The organism is Stenotrophomonas sp. YJH_SMC_21 (genome assembly GCF_059369555.1).
Window position 1 is genome coordinate 205,830 of sequence record NZ_JCAFSU010000002.1, and the last position, 18,414, is coordinate 224,243.

Annotated in this window: 13 protein-coding genes; 4 read left to right on the plus strand and 9 right to left on the minus strand. The window is 66.8% G+C overall.

Going from position 1 to position 18,414, the window contains the following annotated elements:
• Positions 1 to 102 precede the first annotated feature (102 nt).
• Together AC5P67_RS03825 and AC5P67_RS03830 are read right to left on the minus strand one after the other, a co-directional pair.
• Positions 103 to 1,869, minus strand: coding sequence for a hypothetical protein (locus AC5P67_RS03825; protein WP_076739319.1), 1,767 nt, complete (start codon positions 1,867 to 1,869; stop codon positions 103 to 105).
• Positions 1,870 to 1,879: 10 nt separating this feature from the next.
• Positions 1,880 to 2,479 carry an NfuA family Fe-S biogenesis protein gene (locus tag AC5P67_RS03830; RefSeq protein WP_005410314.1) on the minus strand — a complete coding sequence of 200 codons (600 nt, stop codon included), beginning with the start codon at positions 2,477 to 2,479 and terminating at the stop codon, positions 1,880 to 1,882.
• Positions 2,480 to 2,569: 90 nt separating this feature from the next.
• Here AC5P67_RS03830 and AC5P67_RS03835 point away from each other — a divergent pair, with 90 nt between their 5' ends.
• The 3 genes from AC5P67_RS03835 (at position 2,570) to zupT (ending at position 4,241) form a co-directional block, all read left to right on the plus strand.
• Positions 2,570 to 2,920 carry a 4a-hydroxytetrahydrobiopterin dehydratase gene (locus AC5P67_RS03835; RefSeq protein ID WP_111687485.1) on the plus strand — a complete coding sequence of 117 codons (351 nt, stop codon included), beginning with the start codon at positions 2,570 to 2,572 and terminating at the stop codon, positions 2,918 to 2,920.
• The gene (locus AC5P67_RS03840) at positions 2,917 to 3,333 is read left to right on the plus strand and encodes an energy transducer TonB (RefSeq protein ID WP_005410316.1); all 417 of its coding nucleotides are present in this window, start codon (positions 2,917 to 2,919) and stop codon (positions 3,331 to 3,333) included. Before AC5P67_RS03835 ends, AC5P67_RS03840 begins: the two co-directional genes overlap by 4 nt.
• A 98-nt stretch (positions 3,334 to 3,431) precedes the next feature.
• Positions 3,432 to 4,241 (plus strand): zinc transporter ZupT, encoded by an 810-nt coding sequence (gene zupT / locus AC5P67_RS03845; RefSeq protein WP_033832930.1) that lies wholly within the window; start codon positions 3,432 to 3,434, stop codon positions 4,239 to 4,241.
• 411 nt (positions 4,242 to 4,652) lie between these two features.
• Here zupT and AC5P67_RS03850 read toward each other — a convergent pair whose 3' ends face one another.
• Positions 4,653 to 5,627 (minus strand): RluA family pseudouridine synthase, encoded by a 975-nt coding sequence (locus tag AC5P67_RS03850; protein ID WP_012480803.1) that lies wholly within the window; start codon positions 5,625 to 5,627, stop codon positions 4,653 to 4,655.
• A gap of 407 nt (positions 5,628 to 6,034) precedes the next feature.
• On the opposite strand from AC5P67_RS03850, the gene AC5P67_RS03855 reads away from it, so the two are divergent.
• On the plus strand, positions 6,035 to 9,316 hold the full coding sequence (locus AC5P67_RS03855; protein WP_062607423.1) for an Rne/Rng family ribonuclease: 3,282 nt from the start codon (positions 6,035 to 6,037) through the stop codon (positions 9,314 to 9,316).
• Between the two features lie 224 nt (positions 9,317 to 9,540).
• Here AC5P67_RS03855 and AC5P67_RS03860 read toward each other — a convergent pair whose 3' ends face one another.
• The 6 genes from AC5P67_RS03860 to AC5P67_RS03885 are packed head-to-tail and all read right to left on the minus strand — an operon-like array spanning position 9,541 to position 18,252.
• Entirely contained in the window at positions 9,541 to 10,425 is an 885-nt protein-coding gene (locus AC5P67_RS03860; protein WP_012480805.1) for an endonuclease/exonuclease/phosphatase family protein, read from the minus strand.
• 2 nt (positions 10,426 to 10,427) lie between these two features.
• Positions 10,428 to 13,595: a discoidin domain-containing protein gene (locus tag AC5P67_RS03865; protein WP_495214301.1), complete on the minus strand. Its 3,168-nt coding sequence runs from the start codon at positions 13,593 to 13,595 to the stop codon at positions 10,428 to 10,430.
• Positions 13,592 to 14,428: a carbohydrate ABC transporter permease gene (locus tag AC5P67_RS03870; RefSeq protein ID WP_005410322.1), complete on the minus strand. Its 837-nt coding sequence runs from the start codon at positions 14,426 to 14,428 to the stop codon at positions 13,592 to 13,594. The genes AC5P67_RS03865 and AC5P67_RS03870 overlap by 4 nt, the downstream gene beginning before the upstream one ends.
• Positions 14,425 to 15,306, minus strand: a complete 882-nt coding sequence (locus AC5P67_RS03875) for a carbohydrate ABC transporter permease (protein WP_005410323.1) — start codon at positions 15,304 to 15,306, stop codon at positions 14,425 to 14,427. The genes AC5P67_RS03870 and AC5P67_RS03875 overlap by 4 nt, the downstream gene beginning before the upstream one ends.
• Positions 15,303 to 16,643, minus strand: a complete 1,341-nt coding sequence (locus AC5P67_RS03880; protein ID WP_164225381.1) for a sugar ABC transporter substrate-binding protein — start codon at positions 16,641 to 16,643, stop codon at positions 15,303 to 15,305. Before AC5P67_RS03880 ends, AC5P67_RS03875 begins: the two co-directional genes overlap by 4 nt.
• Before the next feature lie 4 nt (positions 16,644 to 16,647).
• Positions 16,648 to 18,252 carry a glucoamylase family protein gene (locus AC5P67_RS03885; protein WP_495214302.1) on the minus strand — a complete coding sequence of 535 codons (1,605 nt, stop codon included), beginning with the start codon at positions 18,250 to 18,252 and terminating at the stop codon, positions 16,648 to 16,650.
• Between the last annotated feature and the right edge of the window lie 162 nt (positions 18,253 to 18,414).

Here is an 18,414-nt window from a genome sequence, read left to right on the forward strand (position 1 = left end):
CAATGCCCTGGTAGAGGCCGACCTTGGTCGGCGTTCCTGTGCCAACCAAGGTTGGCACCTACCCAAGCGCGAGCCGGCCAGCGTGTGGCGCGCGCGCCTTGCCTAGCGGCTCCCGTTATCTTCCTGCAGCTCTTTCTTGAACGGAATGTCCGGCGGCGGCCGTGCCACCGCCGGCTGGTCCTGCATGTTCGGATTGGTGAGGCCGCAGCCGCCACCCGCCTGCAGGATCGAGATCACGCAGGAGATCTTCGTACCGGTGCCCGGCAACGGAATCTCCATCGACTTGATGCCCTTGCGCACCCATTCGGCCAGCAGTGATTCCTGCGGCACCCAATACTTGTCGAACGAAGTCGGCGTGTAATCGTACGGCGGTCGCTTCAACCAGGTGCCAGACTGCGCGATGCGCTCCTTGCTCCAGCCATCGTTGGCGCCACCTGGGGCACCACGTTCGGCGTGACCGCCGCCTTCCTGCCCCGGCACGCGCACGCTGCCGTCGGCATTGAACAGGCCATTGCCCTTGCCGGCGGCACTGGCCTGGCTTGCGCCCCTGCTGGCGCCGTCGTGGTTGCGGCTCGACGCGCCCCAGTCGTCGCCCTTGGCAGGCGTAGCCCAGTTGCCCGGGTTGGGAGCCGGACGCGCGCCGGCCTGGGCCGGTGTCGTGCTGGAGGCGGATGGCCGTGGCGTGCTGCTGTTGGCCTGGGTTGCAGTGCTCCTGGCCGCAGGCGCGGGCGTTGCCGCTGGCGCGCTGCCACTGGACGTTGAAGGCGCCGCCGCGGGTGCCGACGCAACTTCGCGCTCGCGCACCTGCAGGTCACGGCCTGCCGGCGCACGCACGGTCGGCTCGCGCCCGGCCACAGCAGCCATCCGTACCTGCGGATCGACCACGGCCTGCACTTCGCGCTCGCGCACCTGCACATCGCGCTGCGGCACACGGACCTGTACATCGGCCGTGCGCAGCGGCTGCGATATCGCCGGTGCATCGACCGTACTGATTTCACGCTCCTGCACCGGGATGTCACGCAGCTGCGGCGTCCGCACCGCGATCTCCGGCGCACGCAGTGCGGCCGGGGCCGGCGGCGCCTGCACCGGCTGCACGCTGCGCTCGCGCACCGTCGGTACCGTGTCGCGCGGCACGATGCTGATCTCCGTGCGCGGCACGCTGACAGGTGGCACCACGAAATCCGTACTGGCCTCGGCTACTTCGGTGGCCTGCACCGGAGACGGCGGCGGTGCCGCGACCGGCGCCGGCTCGGATTCGGCGGGCGGCGGCGGCACGCTGGCCACTGCAGCCGGAGCGGGTGCGGACGCAGCTGCCGACGCGGACGCCGGACGCGGCTCAGGTGCCGTTGCGGCCCCTGCGTTCTGGCCAGCTGCAACCTGGCCCGGCGGTGCAGCGGCCGCCGCTTCCGCACCTGGCTGATCGCCGCCGCCCTCCCGGGTAGCGCGACCGACGAACTCCACCTGCACGCGCTCGCCCTCGGCGCCTTGTTCTTCCGGTGCCGAGGTGCGGATCACTGCCACCCATAGCAGCAGCATGAAGAACAGCAGATGCAGCAGCGCACTGGCCAAGGCCGAGACCCAACGCATCCAGCGCTGGTCGCGCGGCGCAGCATCCCAGTCCTGCCAGAACAGACGGCGCATCGCTTGCCAGGGTGACAACCGGGGCAACTGCCCGGGTGGCCCTGGCAGCGGACGCGGCAGCAGCACCGAGATCAACTCGCTGGCGTGCAGCGGCCGCGGCAACGGACCGAGCGAGCGCAGCCACAGCGCCCAGCCATACGGCAGGCGCGTGGTTTTCTCGAGGACGGCCCTGGGCTGCTGGCGGGCCAGCAGCAGGTCGATGAACTGCTCGGCCCGGGTCAGAGGCACGCGTCAGCGATCAGGCGGCGTTGCCGCGAGGGATATACGGCGCGTGGCCACTGTCGTGGTCGGTCGCGTCGCGCACGGCGGTCACGCCCGGCACGCGGCCCATCAGGGTCTTTTCAATGCCCTGCTTGAGGGTCACGTCGGCCATGCCGCAGCCCTGGCAACCGCCACCGAAGCGCAGCAGCACCACGCCTTCGGCCGAAACTTCCTGCACGGCCACCTTGCCGCCATGCGAGGCCAGCTGCGGATTGATTTCGTTTTCCACCACCCAGTGCACGCGCTCGACCAGCGAAGCGGCATCGCCGGGCGCTTCGCCCTTGATGCGCGGCGCCTTGATGGTCAGCTGCTGGGTACCGGCACTGCCGGCGACGATGTCGATCTCGGCGCCATCGAGCCAACCGACGCTGCCGGCATCAACGTAAAGCGTGAAACCATCGCAGTCCACCGCCCACTCGTCGCCGAGCAGGTCGGTCGGTTCGGCGAACTCCAGCCGGGCGTCGGCGCGCGGGGTGCCGGGATCGACCGCGCTCAAGCGCACACCCATGCCGGGCACGCCCTCGCGTTCGATCAGCTTGCGGAAATGGGTCTGGGCAGTGTCGGAGATCTGGATCATCAGGCTATTCTAGCCAAGTAAGCGTCAGCCGCTCATTCGATTTATACACCGTCCGGCGCATTGTTCAGTCAACACGAGGTGGAGATTCCCATGGCCGACCTGATTCCACTGGCCCAGGCCCGTTGCGTGCCGCGCAAAGGCAGCGACCACAAGCTCGGCGAAGCCCGCCTGGCCGAACTGCTGCCGCAGATTCCCGGCTGGGAGCTGAGCGAGGGCGGACAGGCCCTGACGCGCACCTTCCGCTTCAAGGATTACTACGCCACCATGGCCTTCGTGAACGCGCTGGCCTGGATTGCCCACCGCGAGGACCACCATCCGGACCTGGGCGTGCACTACGACCGCGTCGTGGTGCGCTTTTCCACCCACGACGTGGGCGGCCTGAGCGAGAACGACTTCATCTGCGCTGCGAAGACTTCGGCCCTGACGGAGCAACTGCCATGAACGTACGCTTGCTGAGCCTGTCCCTGATTGCTGCGACCGGCCTGGCCGGCTGTGGCCCGTCGGAACCGCCGGCACCACCGCCGCCGCCGCCGACCGAAGTGGCCGCGGTGAAGACGCCGCCACCGCAGTACCCGCTTGAACTGGCCTGCATGGGCGTAGGCGGCACCAGCACCTTCAAGGTGACCATCGGCACCGACGGCAAGCCAAGCGAGGTCGCCCTGCTGACCGGCGCCGGCAACCCGCAACTGGACGAACTGGCCAAAACGGCCGTTCAGGGCTGGCAGTTCAAGGCCGCCACCCGCAATGGCGCTGCCGTGCCGGCCACCATCCAGGTACCGGTCAGCTTCAACCCGCCGCAGCCGAAGCCCGATCAGTGCTTCGCCATCGAAGAACGCCTGCGCCGCGGCGGCTGATCGCGCGCGCCCCGACGAGGCCAGCCGACGCCCGCCTCGCCCTCCCCGCCCCGGGCTCATCCGGGGCGGCTGTCTGTTGACCAGGACCGCGTCGGTACATGCTGCAGATTCCCCCCGAAAATGTCTGGATCGCACTGGCGGTCACCCTCGCGGCCGGCCTGGCCACTGCCATCGGCAGCCTGCTGGTGCTGTTCTCGCGCCGCCCCAATCCGCGCCTGCTGGCGTTCGGCCTGGCCTTCGCCGGCGGCGCGATGGTCTACGTGTCGCTATCGGAAATCCTCAACAAATCCATCGCATCGTTCGCCCTGGCCTATGGCGAGCGCACCGGCTTCACCTACGGCACGCTGGCCTTCCTGGCCGGCGTGATCGTGATCGTGCTGATCGATCACTTCATTCCCAATCCGCATGACAGCCTGGACAAACAGGACCCTGCGTTCCGCGAGAACAGCCGCGAGTACCTGAAGCGGGTCGCGCTGCTGACCTCGGTGGCGATCACCGCGCACAATTTCCCGGAAGGCCTGGCGACCTTCTTCGCTACGCTGGAAAGCCCGTCGGTGGGCATGCCGCTGGCCTTCGCCATCGCCATCCACAACATTCCCGAGGGCATCGCGATCGCGGTGCCGGTGTACTTCGCCACCCAGAACAAGCTCTACGCGTTCAGTGCCAGCCTGCTGTCCGGCCTGGCTGAGCCGGTGGGCGCGGCGCTGGGCTACTGGCTGCTGTCCGGATCGCTGTCGCACGCCACGTTTGGCTGGGTGTTCGGACTGATCGCCGGCGTGATGGTGTTCCTGGCGCTGGATGAGCTGCTGCCGGCGGCCAAGCGCTATGCCAAGGGCCACGAGACGGTATATGGCCTGGTGGCCGGCATGGGCACCCTGGCGATCAGCCTGGTGCTGTTCAAGTGGTGAGGGGTTCCCGGCCAACGGGCTGAGCCCCCTCGCGGCTGGCACGTTCCGCAGTATCGAGAGGTCACGGGCGGGGCCGGCTTGCAGGGGACGCCGTGAACCCGCCCATGGGGGCTTGTCCGCGGCATCCATGCCGCAGACACCCCTGCAAGCCGGCCCCGCCCGTGCCCCGTCATTCTTCCGTGCACGCCAGCCGCGCGATGAAAAGATTGAAGAGCGAAGCACGCGCTGCGCGCGTGAGTCGAGTACGACTCGAGTCTACAAAGGCTGCGTGCGGGTATGGGCCTACGCTGCGGATGTCCGGGTCCGCCTTGTAGCGAGCCGAGCACCGCAGGTCCGGCGAGGGCGAAGAGGCGCGGGTGTCTGAGCGCTGCGAATGGCGCCGACCAAGCGCCCGGCGCCGCCGAACTGCCGTCAGCGCAGCCGATCCAGCGCCTCGACCAGCTCATCGGCCAGCGGCGCGTTCAGCACATACGGGCTCTTGCCATCGTCCAGCGCGAACTCAAGCGAGGCCGCGTGCAGGAACAGACGCTTCAGCCCGATCTGCTCACGAAGCCGCTTGTTGACCGCCGGATCGCCGTACTTGTCGTCGCCGGCCACCGGATGCCCCAGGTGCTGGGCATGCACGCGGATCTGGTGGGTACGGCCGGTCTCGATGCGCACCTCGCAATAGGAATGGCCGCCGCGGCGCTCCAGCACCCGGAAGTGGCTGATCGATTCCTTGCCGATCGCGTTGACCTGCACATGGCGCTCGCCGCCCTGGCGCAGGCCGACATGCAGCGGCGCATCGACCGTCATCACCCCGTCGGGCATGCGTCCGGCCAGCAGGGTCAGGTAGCGCTTGCGGATGCCGGCACCGTGGTCTTCACGCAGCAGCGCCTGCAGTTCGCTCAGCGCCGAGCGCTTCTTGGCCACGATCAGCAGGCCCGAGGTGTCGCGATCCAGCCGGTGGACCAGCTCCAGGGTCTGCCCCGGGCGCAGCGCGCGCAGGGTCTCGATGGCGCCGAAGCTGATGCCGCTGCCGCCGTGGCTGGCCACGCCGGTGGGCTTGTTCAGGGCCAGCAGGCGCGCGTCCTCGAACACGATGGCCTGCTCCAGCCGACGCATGAATGCCTCCGGGGGACCCACCTTGTCTCCCTCTTCGGTGAGACGAACCGGCGGCACGCGCACTTCGTCGCCCGCCTCCAGCTTGCGCTCGGCCTTGGCGCGGCCGCCGTTCACCCGTACCTGGCCACTGCGCACCAGCTTGTAGACCAGGCTGCGCGGGGCGCCCTTCAGCTGGCCGAGCAGGAAGTTGTCCAGGCGCTGGCCGGCGCGGTCGGCGGGAACGGTGATCATGCGCACGGAAGGCTTGTCGCCAGCGGGCTTGGTGGGGTCTTGGGCGGTCATCAGGCTGTTTATTCTGTTACACTCGGGGGGCGAGATAAGGGATTGATTTCGTTGGAAGTTACTCAGGGCCAGAAGCCCAGCTTCCGACGAATCCGGCACAGTGCGCGACCACCGCCCGCGGGGCGGCCATGTTAGCGGCTCACCGGCCTTCCCGGCCATCGCCGGATGCCTGACACGCAACCGTGCTGAACATGTCCCGCGTGGCGCTCCAGCCTGGCTGACAGCTGCCTGCGGCCCTGCAACACCCAAAAACCATAAGAGTGAAGCGCTCCCGCGGCCTGCCGTGGTGTCGTAGCGCTGGAAACCCAAGCCGCCCTCCCCGCGCTTGCGCGAATGGGCGGCGAGCCGTGTCCAGAGGCGAAACCCCATGGCGTTCCGCGCGGTAGCCGCTTGCGAGGAACGCAACAATGAAGCGAATGCTGATCAACGCCACGCAGGCTGAAGAGCTGCGTGTTGCCATCGTGGATGGCCAGTCGTTGTATGACATCGACATCGAACAGCCGTCGAAGGAACAGAAGAAGTCCAACATCTACAAGGGCCGGATCTTCCGCATCGAGCCCTCGCTGGAAGCGGCCTTCGTCGAGTACGGCGGTGGCCGCCATGGCTTCCTGCCGCTGAAGGAAATCTCCCGCGACTACTTCCAGGCCGGTGTCGACCACAACAAGGCCGGCATCCGCGAGCTGCTGAAGGAAGGCCAGGAGATCGTCGTCCAGGTCGACAAGGAAGAGCGTGGCAACAAGGGCGCCGCCCTGACCACGTTCATTTCGCTGGCCGGCCGCTACATGGTGCTGATGCCGAACTCGCCCAGCGCCGGCGGCGTGTCGCGCCGCATCGAGGGCGAAGACCGGGCCGCGCTGAAGGACGCCCTGGACAAGCTGAACATCCCCGACGACATGGGCGTGATCATCCGTACCGCCGGCGTCGGCCGCGATGCGGAAGAGCTGCAGTGGGACCTGGACTACCTGCTCAATGTCTGGCGCGCCATTGCCGAAGCGGCACTGAGCAAGCCCGCCCCGTTCCTGATCTACCAGGAATCGCGCCTGATCGTGCGCGCCCTGCGTGACTACCTGCGCGCCGACATCGGCGAGATCCTGGTGGACACCGAGGAGATGTACGAGCACGCCCGCGAATTCATGCAGCAGGTGATGCCGCAGACCCTGCGCAAGCTCAAGCACTACAAGGACGACATTCCGCTGTTCAACCGCTTCCAGATCGAATCGCAGATCGAAGGCGCCTACGAGCGCAACGTGCGCCTGCCGTCGGGCGGCTCGATCGTGGTCGACCAGACTGAAGCGCTGACCGCCGTCGACGTCAACTCCTCGCGCGCCACCAAGGGCAGCGACATCGAGGACACCGCGTTCCAGACCAACCTGGAAGCGGCCGAGGAAGTGGCCCGCCAGCTGCGCCTGCGTGACCTGGGCGGCCTGGTGGTGATCGACTTCATCGACATGGCGTCCAACAAGCACCAGCGCGAAGTCGAGAACCGCCTCGCCAACGCGCTGAAGTACGACCGCGCGCGCGTGCAGGTCGGCCGCATCTCGCGCTTCGGCCTGCTGGAAATGAGCCGCCAGCGCCTGCGCCCGAGCCTGGGCGAGTCCAGCCAGATCGTCTGCCCGCGTTGTGACGGCCACGGCCGCATGCGCAGCGTCGAGTCGCTGTCGCTGTCGATCATCCGCGTGGCTGAAGAGCATGCGATGAAGGAGAACACCGGGCAGGTGCTGGTGCAGGCCCCGGTGGAGATCGCCAATTACCTGCTGAACGAGAAGCGCAGCGCCCTGCGCGAGATCGAACAGCGCCACGAGGCGCCGATCGTGATCGTCGCCGACGAGCAGCTGCACACCCCGCACTACACCGTGACCCGCCTGCGCGAGAACGAGCTGGGTGAAGAAAGCAGCAAGCCCAGCTACCAGCGCGGCACCCCGCGCAAGCTGCCGGTGCACGCGCTGACCAAGGGCCAGCTGAACATCCCGCCGCCGGCGGTGACCCAGGTCAAGCACACCTCCCCGGCCCCGGTGCGCGAGGAAGTGGAGCCGGCCGCGGCCGCTCCGGCCCCGGTCGCTGCAGCGCCGGTTGCGCCGGCCCCGGCGGGCGGCGTGATCGGTTGGCTCAAGCGCGTGTTCGGTGGCGAACCGGCGCCCGCGCCGGCACCGGCCGCCCCGGCTGCACGCCAGCAGCAGGACGGCGGTCGCAAGGACCGCAACAAGGATCGCAACAAGGACCGCAAGGACCGTCGCGACGACAATCGTGGCAATGGCAACGCGCAGCAGCAGAAGGACGGCGGCAACCGCAAGGACCGCGGCGAGCAGCGCAAGGACGGCCGCAACGGCAACAATGGCAATGCGCAGCAGCAGCCGCAGCAGGGCAAGCAGAAGGAGCCGCAGCACAAGGATGGCCAGCAGCCGCCGCAGCAGCAGAACAAGCCGCGCAACGAGCAGCAGGGCCAGAACCAGAACCAGCAACCGAAGCTGAAGCAGCCCAAGCAGCCGCGCCCGCAGCAGCAGGACGGTGACAAGCCGGCCGAGAAGCCGCAGCGCAATGCCGCCGAAGCACCTGCCGAAGCCGTGACTGCAGCCGTAGCCGCTACGGCCGTCGCCGCCAATGGGGTGAACGCGCAGGAAGCCACCGCGCCTGTCGCCCCGGTCGCCCCGGTGGAAGCGGCCGCACCGGTCGACACCGCTGCCAATGCGGCCAGTGCGACCGACGTGGTTGCAGTTGCCGGTGAAGAGGCTGCAACCGACGCCAATGGCGAGCAGGCTGGCGAAGGCGCAACCCGCCGTCGCCGTGGCCGTCGTGGTGGCCGTCGTCGTCGCCGCGGTGGCGCCGAAAACGCCGCCGGCAGCGACGCCCTGGGTGATGACCAGGACGAGGGTGATGACGGTGATGACGCCGACGGCGCCGAGCCGAACATCGACAGCACTGCCGGCACTGCGCCGGTCGCGGCTGTGCAGCCCACGCGTTCGCAGCCGGAGTTCGACTTCGATGACGAAGCCGAGCCGGTCGCTGTCGAAGCCGAGAAGCCAGCCCGTGCTGCCGCCGCTGTTGTCGCCGCGCCGGTTGCCGTGGTGAGCAGCGCTGTGGTCGAAGCCGCCGCCCCGGTCGTGGCTGAAGTGCAGGCACCGGTCGAAGCTGCGAAGACCGAAGCGGTGTCCTCGCCGGTGCAGACCAGCATGCTCGATGCCATCGACGCCGCGACCCCGGTCCAGCCGGTCGCCGCTGCCGCACCGGTCGCCAACGCCACTCCGGTGGTGGACGCTGCTGCGTCGGCCATCGAAGCAAAGCCGGTTGTGGCTGAAGCGGCCGCGGTGGTTGAAGCCGCTCCGGTGATCGAAGCGAAGCCGGTCGCAGTCGAGGCCGCGCCGGTCGTGGAATCGAAGCCGCAGGTGGTTGAAGCAACCCCGGTGGTTGAAACCAAGCCGGTAGCCAGTGAGAGTGCCCCGGTGGTGGAGGCCGCCCCGGCCGTTGAAGCCACGCCGGTCGTCGAGACTGCGCCGATCGTGGAACAGCCGGTCGCTCCGGTAGCGGTCGAAGCCGCACCGATCGAAGCCGCCGCCCCGAGCGCTGATGCGGTGGTGACGCCGTCGATCGATCCGGTCGCCGATGGCCATGCCGACGCTGCAGCCCAGGCTGCAGAAGCCAAGGCTGATGAAGAAGACGAAGAGGCCGCCAAGCGCACGCCGCCGGCGAACTGATCGCTCCTTGATAGCGTGAAAACGAACCGGCGGGGATCAATGATCCCCGCCGTTTTTGTTTGTGCTTCGGGCCGAACCGTGCCAACCAAGGTTGGCACCCACCAGGGCACAACCCGCGCACGGTCACCGCTTTGGTAGAGGCCAACCTTGGTTGGCGCCGTTGATCGAGTGCACGCGGACACGCCCGTGCCAACCAAGGTTGGCACCTACCCAGGCGTGTCCCGTCAGGGTTTCGGCGCGAACTGCAGGCGGGTCCACACGCCGTAGTGGTCCGAGGCCCAGCGACCGCTGTCGTCGGGCTGGTCGAACAGGATCTTCGCCTCGCGCGCGACCATCTCGTCCTGCTGGAAGAAGATGTGGTCGATCCGCGACGGCGCCTGGTAATAGTGGCGGTTGAGCGTACTGACCCCGGACAGATCGGTGTTGACGTGCACGCTGCCGTAACTGTCGCCGTAGTGGCTGCGCAGCTCGCTCAGATCGCCGGCATCCACCAGTGCATTGAAGTCACCTGCGATCACCACCGGCGCGCCCGCCGACGTCGCGCTGATGAAGCGCAGCAGGTCCTCGACCTGGCTGCGACGGATGCGTTGTCCGCTCTCATCACTGCGCTCGTTCAGATGCGTGGCGTAGACGTTTACCGGCGTACCATCGACGTCGATGCGCAGGTGGGCCACGGTGCGGTAGTCGTCCAAGGGCTGCAGCAGATGATCCCCCTGGGCAAGGATCGGCCGCCGGGTCAGAAGCGCATTGCCGTAGCGCTTGGGCGCGCCGACCGCATCGGTGGACACGAACACGTACTTGTAGCCAAGTTGGCTGGCCAGCCATTGCGCCTGGTTTCGCACGTTGCGGCGTTGGATCACCTCCTGCAGGGCAACCGCATCCGGCTGCAGGCGCTTGAGTTCGGCCAGGATGGTGCGGCGCCGGCGTGGCCAGTCCTCGCGGTCATGATGCAGATTGAAGGTGACCATGCTCATGCCTGGCGCGGTGGCGACATCAGCCGCTGCCCCGGCGGCTGGATCGGCCGCCATCACGGCGCCCGGCAGTGCCAATGCAATGGCCAGCCCCAAGGCACGCACGGTCGTGCGCACTCTTGCCCCCTGCTGCTTCATCGTTACTGCCCCTTGCGCTCGGCGCGGCGCACCGCGCTCGGTACATCGATCTCGACCCGCGCCGGCAGCTGGTGCACGTGCAGTTCCTTGTTGACCCATTCGGCCGCTTCGCCGTTGATGGTCGCCTCGCCCGGATCACCGGCGTACGGCCATGGCAACACCACGCCACCGACCGGTGGCACCAGGCCCGGCTGCACCTCCAGCACCAGCTGCTTGTCGCTGCGCTGCAGGCGGTAGTTGAGCTGGCCCTGCGGCGTGCGCAGGCCCTGCACGGCGATGCCCTCGCCCTGAAGCCAGGCGCTCGGAATGCCGGCGGCCAGCACCAGCGCATCGTCCATGTCACGGCTGTACGCGAACATGTCCAAGGCCGAGCGCACGAAGTCCGAGGCTACCCAGGCGTGCGGCAGGTCACCGACGAAGAACGGCTTGCGCGGCGTGCGCGAGACCACCTCGGCCCACTGGTTCCAGGCCTGCGGCGCACGGTCCCTGAAGAAGAACTCGGTGGCCTGCCAGGCGCGGTCACGCCAGCCCAGGCGTACGAACGCCGCCACGTTGCGCCACTCGTACGGGGTGTAGTCCTTCCACTCACGCTTGCCGTCACGGCGGGCCACGAACTCCTTCCAGTAGCGCTCGAAGGTCGCCTCCAGTGCCTGCTGCGGCAGTCGGCCCTGCTCGCCGCCCGGCGCCAGCGCGATGGTGGTCGAGGTCGCATCGAAATCGCCCAGCTCGGCCGAGCCCGGCAGGTAGTCGATGTCGTGCTGCTGCATCGCCGACAGCAGCGAGGCCTGCAGGTCATCACGGAACTGGTCACGCGATCCGGCGATCTGCATCGCCTCGACCTTGCCCAGCTGGGCCGCCAGCGATGCCGCGTCCTTGTAGCCGCGCAACGCCCAGAAATTATCCCAGTACGAATGCATCGGCTTGGCCGAATAGCCTTCGTGGCTGATCGAGGCCGGCATCATCCCGTAGAAGGCAGGATTGCGTGCGCGGTTTTCCTCGGTGCGCTCGCTGGCGCGCAGCTGCTCCATGTAGTTGTAGGCGCCCTGCACGTGCGGCCACATCAGCTCGGTGAACGTGCTGTCGCCGGTGTAGCGTCCATACTCGGCAATGCTGTAGATCAGTTCGCCATGGCTGTCGTTCTCCGGTACCGGGTCGCTGCCGCGCGCGTCGACGCAGCACGGCACCTTGCCGTTCTCGAACTGGTACGGCGCATACCAGTTGATGTAGTCACGCACGGCATCGCTGCGCCCCATGCGCAGCAGGCCCTCGGAAATCATCGCGCCATCGCGGATCCAGCTGCGCGCGTACGAGCGCGTGCCCGGCTGCAGGCGTGGGCCAACCCGCGAGATCAGCATGTGCGCGACGGCCGTGCGCAGGGTATCGACCAGTGCCTGGCCCGCAGCCGGCACCTGCAGCGAGACCACGCCCAGCTTCTGCCGCCATTGATCGGCCACCTGCGCCTGCGCCTTGGCCACGTCCAGCGCCTGCGGCGCCCAGCCACCGGTCTGCGGCAGCACCACCGCCACTTCGCGGCTCTGCCCGGGCTCGAGCTTGATCGTGTACATCAGCGCACCCGACGCCATGCCGGTGCTGTCCTTCACTGCGGTCGTGGCCGGGTACTTGCCGCTTTCCAGATGCATCGCATCGAGCTTGCCATCGAACGTACTGGCAAAGCGCGCATCCGGCACCTGCAGCGGATAGATGCGCGGCTCACCGTTGACCCGAACCAGCTGTTCGCCCACATCCAGTGCATCGATGCGGCTGAAGCCACCGACGGTGTTGAGGAACTGGGTGGGCGGGTTGACCTGCCACGGACGGATTGCCAACGCCAGGGTGTACTCGTGGGCGACCTTGTCCGGATTGCTCAGCCGGTAGCGGCCGATCAGCTGCGCGCGCTCGGGCGTGCCCTGCACGAAACTGGTCACCGAAAGCCCGGCCTTCTCATGCACCCAGTCGACGGTGGCGATCGGCAGGTAGTGATCCTGCAGCGACTGGGTGATGGCGACCTTCGACCAGTCCAGCAGCTTGCCATCCAGGCGGATGAACGGCTCGATGCTGAAGCTGCCCTTGGCCGGCTCCAGCGCGCCATCCTCGCTGATCAGCGCCTGCTCCTGGCCACCATCGAGGCCGAGCAGGGTCCAGTACGGCTGTTCGCCCACATAGGCACGCGGCAACGAGCCGCGCGGCAGATCGGCGGCCACCGAGGACAAGAAGGCATTGGGCGTGGCGGCGAAGGCCAGCGGCTTGAGTGCGATGTCACGGATGCCATAGCGCCAGTTCGGGCCATCGCGCAGATCGAAACGCACGTAGCGCGCGTCGGTATCCGGCAGCGCCAGCCAATCGCGCCCCCCCGCACCGCCGGTCACCTCGCGCACAGTGCGCCAGTCCCGGCCATCCTCGGACGTCCGCACGGTGTAGCGATTGGCTTCCAGGTTCGGCAGCCAATCGATCACTACACCGCCGATCTCGCGGCTCTTGTGCAGGTCCAGGCTGATGGTCTGCTGCTTGACGCCACCGCTGATCCAGAACGTGTCGCTCTTGCCGTCGATCATGCGGTCCTGCAGCGCGGTGGCCGTATCGGCAATCACTGATGGCACCAACGCCGAATCATCCTGCGGCGGCAGGCCCTGCAGGGTCAGCTTGTCGAAGCACACCGCGCCGCGGCCACCGACCTTGCTGTAGATCGTGAACTCGACGGCGGCGCTTCGTGCCATCTCCTTCTCGGGCGACGGACCCCACGCCTTGTCGATCTGGCGGCGGCGGTACTCGACCGGCGTCCACGCCTTGGGGAAGCTGTAGCCGGGCCGGTTGACCCACCAGACGTTGTCGCCGCTGGCATCGATCAACTTGAACTGCAGGTCGTTGCCCGGCGATTCGCCACGCAGCTGGAATCCGAAGCGGTAATTGACCGGGTATTCGATGTTCAGCGCGCGGCGGATGCCGACGTAGCCGGAGACATCGTGGAAGTCATAGTCCAGGCACAGCGCGCGGCCACCACCGGCACCACTGACCGGACGCAGCGAACCGCTGACCTGGTCGGACAGCACCAGCGTCCAGGCCGCGATGTCGTCGAAGTCGTCCAGCACCTTCGGTGCCGGCAGCGCCGGTGGTGCGGCGATCGCCAGGGAAGTCCACAACAGGCCCAGTCCAACGGCGATCGCTCGCTTCATCCCTTGACGCTCCCCAGCAACAGACCTTGGATGTAGTACCGCTGCAGCACCAGGAACAGCGCCAGCACCGGGACCACGGTGACCACCGCGCCAGCCATCATCATTTCCACGTCCATGATGTGCTCGCGCGAGAGGGTGGCCAGTGCCACCGGCAAAGTGTAGTGCTCCTGGTCGGTCAGCACGATCAATGGCCACATGAAATCGTTCCATGCGCCCATGAAGGTGAAGATCGCCAGGGTCACCAGCACCGGCTTGAGCATCGGCAGCACGATCTGGAAGAAGATGCGCAGCTCCCCTGCCCCGTCGATGCGCGCCGCTTCCAGCAGTTCGTCCGGGATGGAACGCGCGTACTGGCGTACCAGGAAGATGCCGAACACGCTGGCCAGCGCTGGCACGATCACGCCACCGAAGCTGTTGACCAGGCCCAGCTGCTTCATCAGCAGGAACAGCGGCAGCATCGCCACCTGCGCCGGAATCACCAGCGCCGCCATCAGTACCTGGAACAGGCGCTCGCGGCCGACGAAGTTGAGCTTGGCGAAGGCGTAGCCGGCCATGGTGTTGAGCAGCAGCGAACCGACCGTGATGCCGAGCGACACCAGCAGGCTGTTGGCGAAGTTGCCACCCATGCCAGTGCGCGCGAACAGCTCATGGTAGTTGTGCGTGGTGATGCTGGAAGGCAGCAGCGGCGGCGGGAAATGGCTGGCCTCGCCCTGCGGCATGAACGAGACCGAGAGCATCCACAACAGCGGTGCCAGGCTGACCAGGGCCAGCACCAGCAACGCACCATTGATCAACCACGGGTACCAGCGCGACTGGCCGATTTCACGACTCATACCAACTGCCTCTTGCGGCCGAAACGCAGCATCACGGTGGTCACCGCCAGGATGATCAGGAACAGCAGGAACGCCACGGCGGAGGCGCGTCCCAGGTTCCACCACTTGAAGCCTTCCTCGAACATGAAATACAGCACGCTGACGGTGCTCTGCAGTGGGTCGCCGCGGGTCATCACGTAGGGTTCGGCGAACAGCTGGAAGTAGCCGGACACGGTAATCACGCCGACCACCAGCAGCACCGGGCCGAGCATCGGCAGGGTGATGTGCAGGAACTGCTTCCAGCGCGAGGCACCGTCGATGCGCGCGGCCTCGTACAGGTCATGCGGGATCGCCTGCAGGCCGGCCAGGAAGATCACCATGTTGTAGCCGAAGTTCTTCCACACCGCGAACAGCATGATGGTCGGCATCGCCCAGTTGGGATCGCCCAGCCAGTCGATCGGGCTGATGCCCAGATGGCCCAGGCCGTAGTTCACCAGGCCGTAGCTGGTATGGAACAGATAGCGCCAGATCACCGCCACCGCCACCAGCGTGGTCACCACCGGCGCGAACAGCGCGGTGCGGAACAGCGCCTTGAAGCGCGCGGCCGGCGCATTCAGCAACATTGCCGCGCCCAGCGACACGCCGATCGACAAGGGCACGCCGATCAACACGAAGTAAGTGGTATTCCACAGCGACTTCCAGAACATCGGTGTCTGCAGCAGATCGATATAGTTGCCGAGGCCGACAAAGCGCAGGTTGCTGCTGTCAGCCAGGGCATACAGGTCGAAGTCGGTCACGCTCAGCGCCAGCGCCGAAGCCACCGGCAGGCCGAAGAACACGCCCAGCACGATCAGCGAGGGTCCGGCGAAAATCCAGCCGGCAAGCGAAGTACGTTTCATTGCGCGCTCCCGGCGGCCACGGCACTGCTCGATTGCGGCGACGGAACGCGCTGCTGCAGGCGTTGTTGTTCATGCATCCAGCGGCGCTTTGCCAGCACCTTGTCCACGCGCTGGTCGAGTTCTTCGACGGCCTTGCCCTGCGGCAGGCCACCGCGCACCACCTTCTCGGTGACGATGCGCATTTCCTGCACGATGCGCTCCCATTCGAGCACCTTCGGCGTCGGCTTGACCCGCTCCAGCTGGTCACGGAACGCTGCGGCCAGCGGATCGTTGGCCAGCGACGGCGCACTCCACGTGCTGCGGCGTGGCGGCAGGTCGCCGATGATCGAATGGAAACGTGCCTGGATCTGCGGGCGCGACAGGAACTCGATCAGCTTCCATGACGCCTCCTTCTGTTGCGACTTGCGGAAGATCACCAGGCTGGTGCCACCGGCGATGCCCGCGCCCGGACCCTCCGGCCCCGGCAGCGCTGCGGTGCCCCACTGCCCTTCCAGTTCCTTCGGCTGCAGCTTCTTGAACTCGCGGATGTTCCATGGGCCGGAAATGTAGAAGACGTTGAAGCCACGGAAGAACTCATCCCAGACGTTTGAGATCTGCGTCTCGGACATCTTCGGCGCCCAGCCCTGCTCGAACATGTTGGCGTAGAACGCCAGCGTGCGGCGGAAGCCGGGGCTGCTGAAGTTGCCGCGGGTGTCATCATCGCGCAGCAGCGGATCGGGCTGCTGCAGTGCCAGCGACAGCTGCTGCTCGAACTCGTTGATCGGCATCAGCACCGCATAGCGGTTCGGGCCCTGCATGCGCTTGATCGCTGCCATCTGCTCATCCCACTCCTGCCACGTGCGCGGCGGGTGGTCGTAGCCGGCCTTGGCCAGCAGGTCCTTGCGGTAGTAGATCAGGCGCGTATCGACATACCACGGCACGCCCACCAGCTCGCCGTGGATCACGTTGGTGTCCCAGATGCCCTGGAAATAATCCTTCTCATCGACCACGGCAGAGCGATCGACGAACGGCTGCAACGGGGTCAGCGCATCGAGCTCGGCGAACTCCGGCACCCAGGTGTTGCCGAGCTGGCACACGTCCGGCAGGCCGTCGGCGGCGAACGCGGTCAGCAGCTTTTCGTGCGCAGCGGTCCACGGGATGTTCTGCACGTCCACCTTGATGCCCGGGTTCTCGGCTTCGAACTCATGGATCAGTTCGCTGACCACCTCGGCTTCCCGGCCCATTGCCCAGAAGCGCACAGTGGTGGTGCCCGGTTCGGTGCGGGCGCAGCCGGCCACGGCCAGTGCGGCCAGGGCTGGCAGTGTCCAGCGGCGCAGACGGTCGATCCAGTTCGGCATCGGGTTACTTGCCCTGGCCTGTGTTGCGGTTGGCATTGTTCTTCTGTTCCTGCGCGGCAGCCGCGCGTGATTCGGCGATACCCACCGCGCGTGCCGCCGCGGCCTTTTCGTCTTTCTGCAGTTCCAGCGGCTGGAACGAACCTTCCGGCGCCAGCCAGCCACCACTGAACCCCGCCCGCTCCAGGCCCTTGCGGATGTACGGGTTCTTCTTCATCACTTCCCAGACGAAATCATTGCGATAGTTGGCGATCATGGTCAGGATCGGCCCCTGGTCGATGGCGATGTAGTCGCTGGCGACCCAGCCACGATCCGGCACCACGCGGCCGGTCTTGATCGGGATGTCGTAGTTGAAGCTGGGATTGAACGAATCCAGGAAGCCGTAGCTGGAATAGATGTAATCGCCGTAGCGCTTGTGCATCTCCAGCGTGGCCGGGATCACCTGTTCCGGCGCGAACACCACCGACGCGATCGCGGCGGTCGGAGCGATGGTGCCGTCATCGAAGTTCTCGCGCAGGCCAGCGCCGCGCGAAGAGTAATGGCGGAACTGGCGCTGCTCGCCACGGTATTCCTGCGTGGTGTTCTGCGGGCCATCGCTGGCGGTCAGGCCCCAGACGTTCTCGCCGTAATCCTTCCACTGCATCGGGTTGGCGATGGCGTACTCACGCTGGGCCAGTGCGGCCGAGCGGCTGTTGAGGAAGTAGGTACTGCCGCGCTCGCGCATGTAGGCGTCCTGGATGTCGCGGAAGTCGATCCAGACGTGGCTGTACTGGTGGCCGAACAGCGGGCCGAAGGACAGGTATTCCTGGCCCTGGTAGACCCCCCAGTCGTTGTCATAGGTGCGCGTCCACACCGTCCACGCATCCGGGCTGACCGGGTGCGTCGGCGAACCCAGGGCAAGGATGTAGACCATCATGGCCTCGTTGTAGCCCATCCAGTCGTGGTCGATGAAACCGCTCTCGGGGAACCAGCCCATCGAGATCAGCGGCGCACGCTGCTGCAGCCAGGGCCAGTCGACCTTCTTGTACAACGTGTCGGCGATCTGGCGGATTTCCTTCTCGCGCGGATCGTCACCGTCGTAGTACGACTGCGCGAACAGCACCCCCATCATCAGCAGCGCGGTATCCACCGAGGACAGTTCGACCCAGCTGTCGTAGCGACGACCTTCCTGCATGTCCAGGAAGTGGTAATAGAAGCCCTTGTAACCCGCCTTGCCGGTACGCTGCGGGCCCATCGGCACGTCGCGGAAGAATTTCAGGGTAGTCAGGGTGCGGTCGATCGCCTGGTTGCGGCTGACCCAGCCGTTCTCTATGCCGATCGGATACGCGGTCAGTGCGAAGCCGACCGAGGCGATGCTGGCGAACGGCCGCGACGGATAGCGGTCCGGGGTCAGGCCATTGATCTCGTTGGTGGTATCCCAGAAGAACTGGAAGGTGCGGCGCTCGATGTCATCGAACAGCGGCGGCAGCTCAGGTTTCATCGGCCGCGGCGGTGCATCGGCCTCGATCAGGATCACCGGCGGCCGCGGCTTGGCAGGCTCCTGCTGGGCCGGCTGGCAGGCGGCCACGGCCAGGCTCAACGCTGCGGCGGACAACAGATAACGTGCCTGCATGGCGCGATTTCTCCGGTGGTCTGATCGATGGGAAAGCATACCGTCCAATGATCTGAAATCGTTTACAAGGTGCGTTCTTAAAAAACCACGAAAAACGTGGTTTGACACCGCGATCATTGCCCATGCCGATGCCCCCTGACCGGCAGCGGCATGGGCAATGGA

Coding starts and splice junctions, on each gene's coding strand:
- AC5P67_RS03855 (WP_062607423.1), top strand. CDS start 6,035: ATGAAGCGAATGCTGATCAACGCCACGCAGGCTGAAGAGCTGCGTGTT.
- AC5P67_RS03880 (WP_164225381.1), bottom strand. CDS start 16,643: ATGCCGAACTGGATCGACCGTCTGCGCCGCTGGACACTGCCAGCCCTG.
- AC5P67_RS03835 (WP_111687485.1), top strand. CDS start 2,570: ATGGCCGACCTGATTCCACTGGCCCAGGCCCGTTGCGTGCCGCGCAAA.
- zupT (WP_033832930.1), top strand. CDS start 3,432: ATGCTGCAGATTCCCCCCGAAAATGTCTGGATCGCACTGGCGGTCACC.
- AC5P67_RS03840 (WP_005410316.1), top strand. CDS start 2,917: ATGAACGTACGCTTGCTGAGCCTGTCCCTGATTGCTGCGACCGGCCTG.
- AC5P67_RS03870 (WP_005410322.1), bottom strand. CDS start 14,428: ATGAGTCGTGAAATCGGCCAGTCGCGCTGGTACCCGTGGTTGATCAAT.
- AC5P67_RS03875 (WP_005410323.1), bottom strand. CDS start 15,306: ATGAAACGTACTTCGCTTGCCGGCTGGATTTTCGCCGGACCCTCGCTG.
- AC5P67_RS03830 (WP_005410314.1), bottom strand. CDS start 2,479: ATGATCCAGATCTCCGACACTGCCCAGACCCATTTCCGCAAGCTGATC.
- AC5P67_RS03885 (WP_495214302.1), bottom strand. CDS start 18,252: ATGCAGGCACGTTATCTGTTGTCCGCCGCAGCGTTGAGCCTGGCCGTG.
- AC5P67_RS03850 (WP_012480803.1), bottom strand. CDS start 5,627: ATGACCGCCCAAGACCCCACCAAGCCCGCTGGCGACAAGCCTTCCGTG.
- AC5P67_RS03860 (WP_012480805.1), bottom strand. CDS start 10,425: ATGAAGCAGCAGGGGGCAAGAGTGCGCACGACCGTGCGTGCCTTGGGG.
- AC5P67_RS03865 (WP_495214301.1), bottom strand. CDS start 13,595: ATGAAGCGAGCGATCGCCGTTGGACTGGGCCTGTTGTGGACTTCCCTG.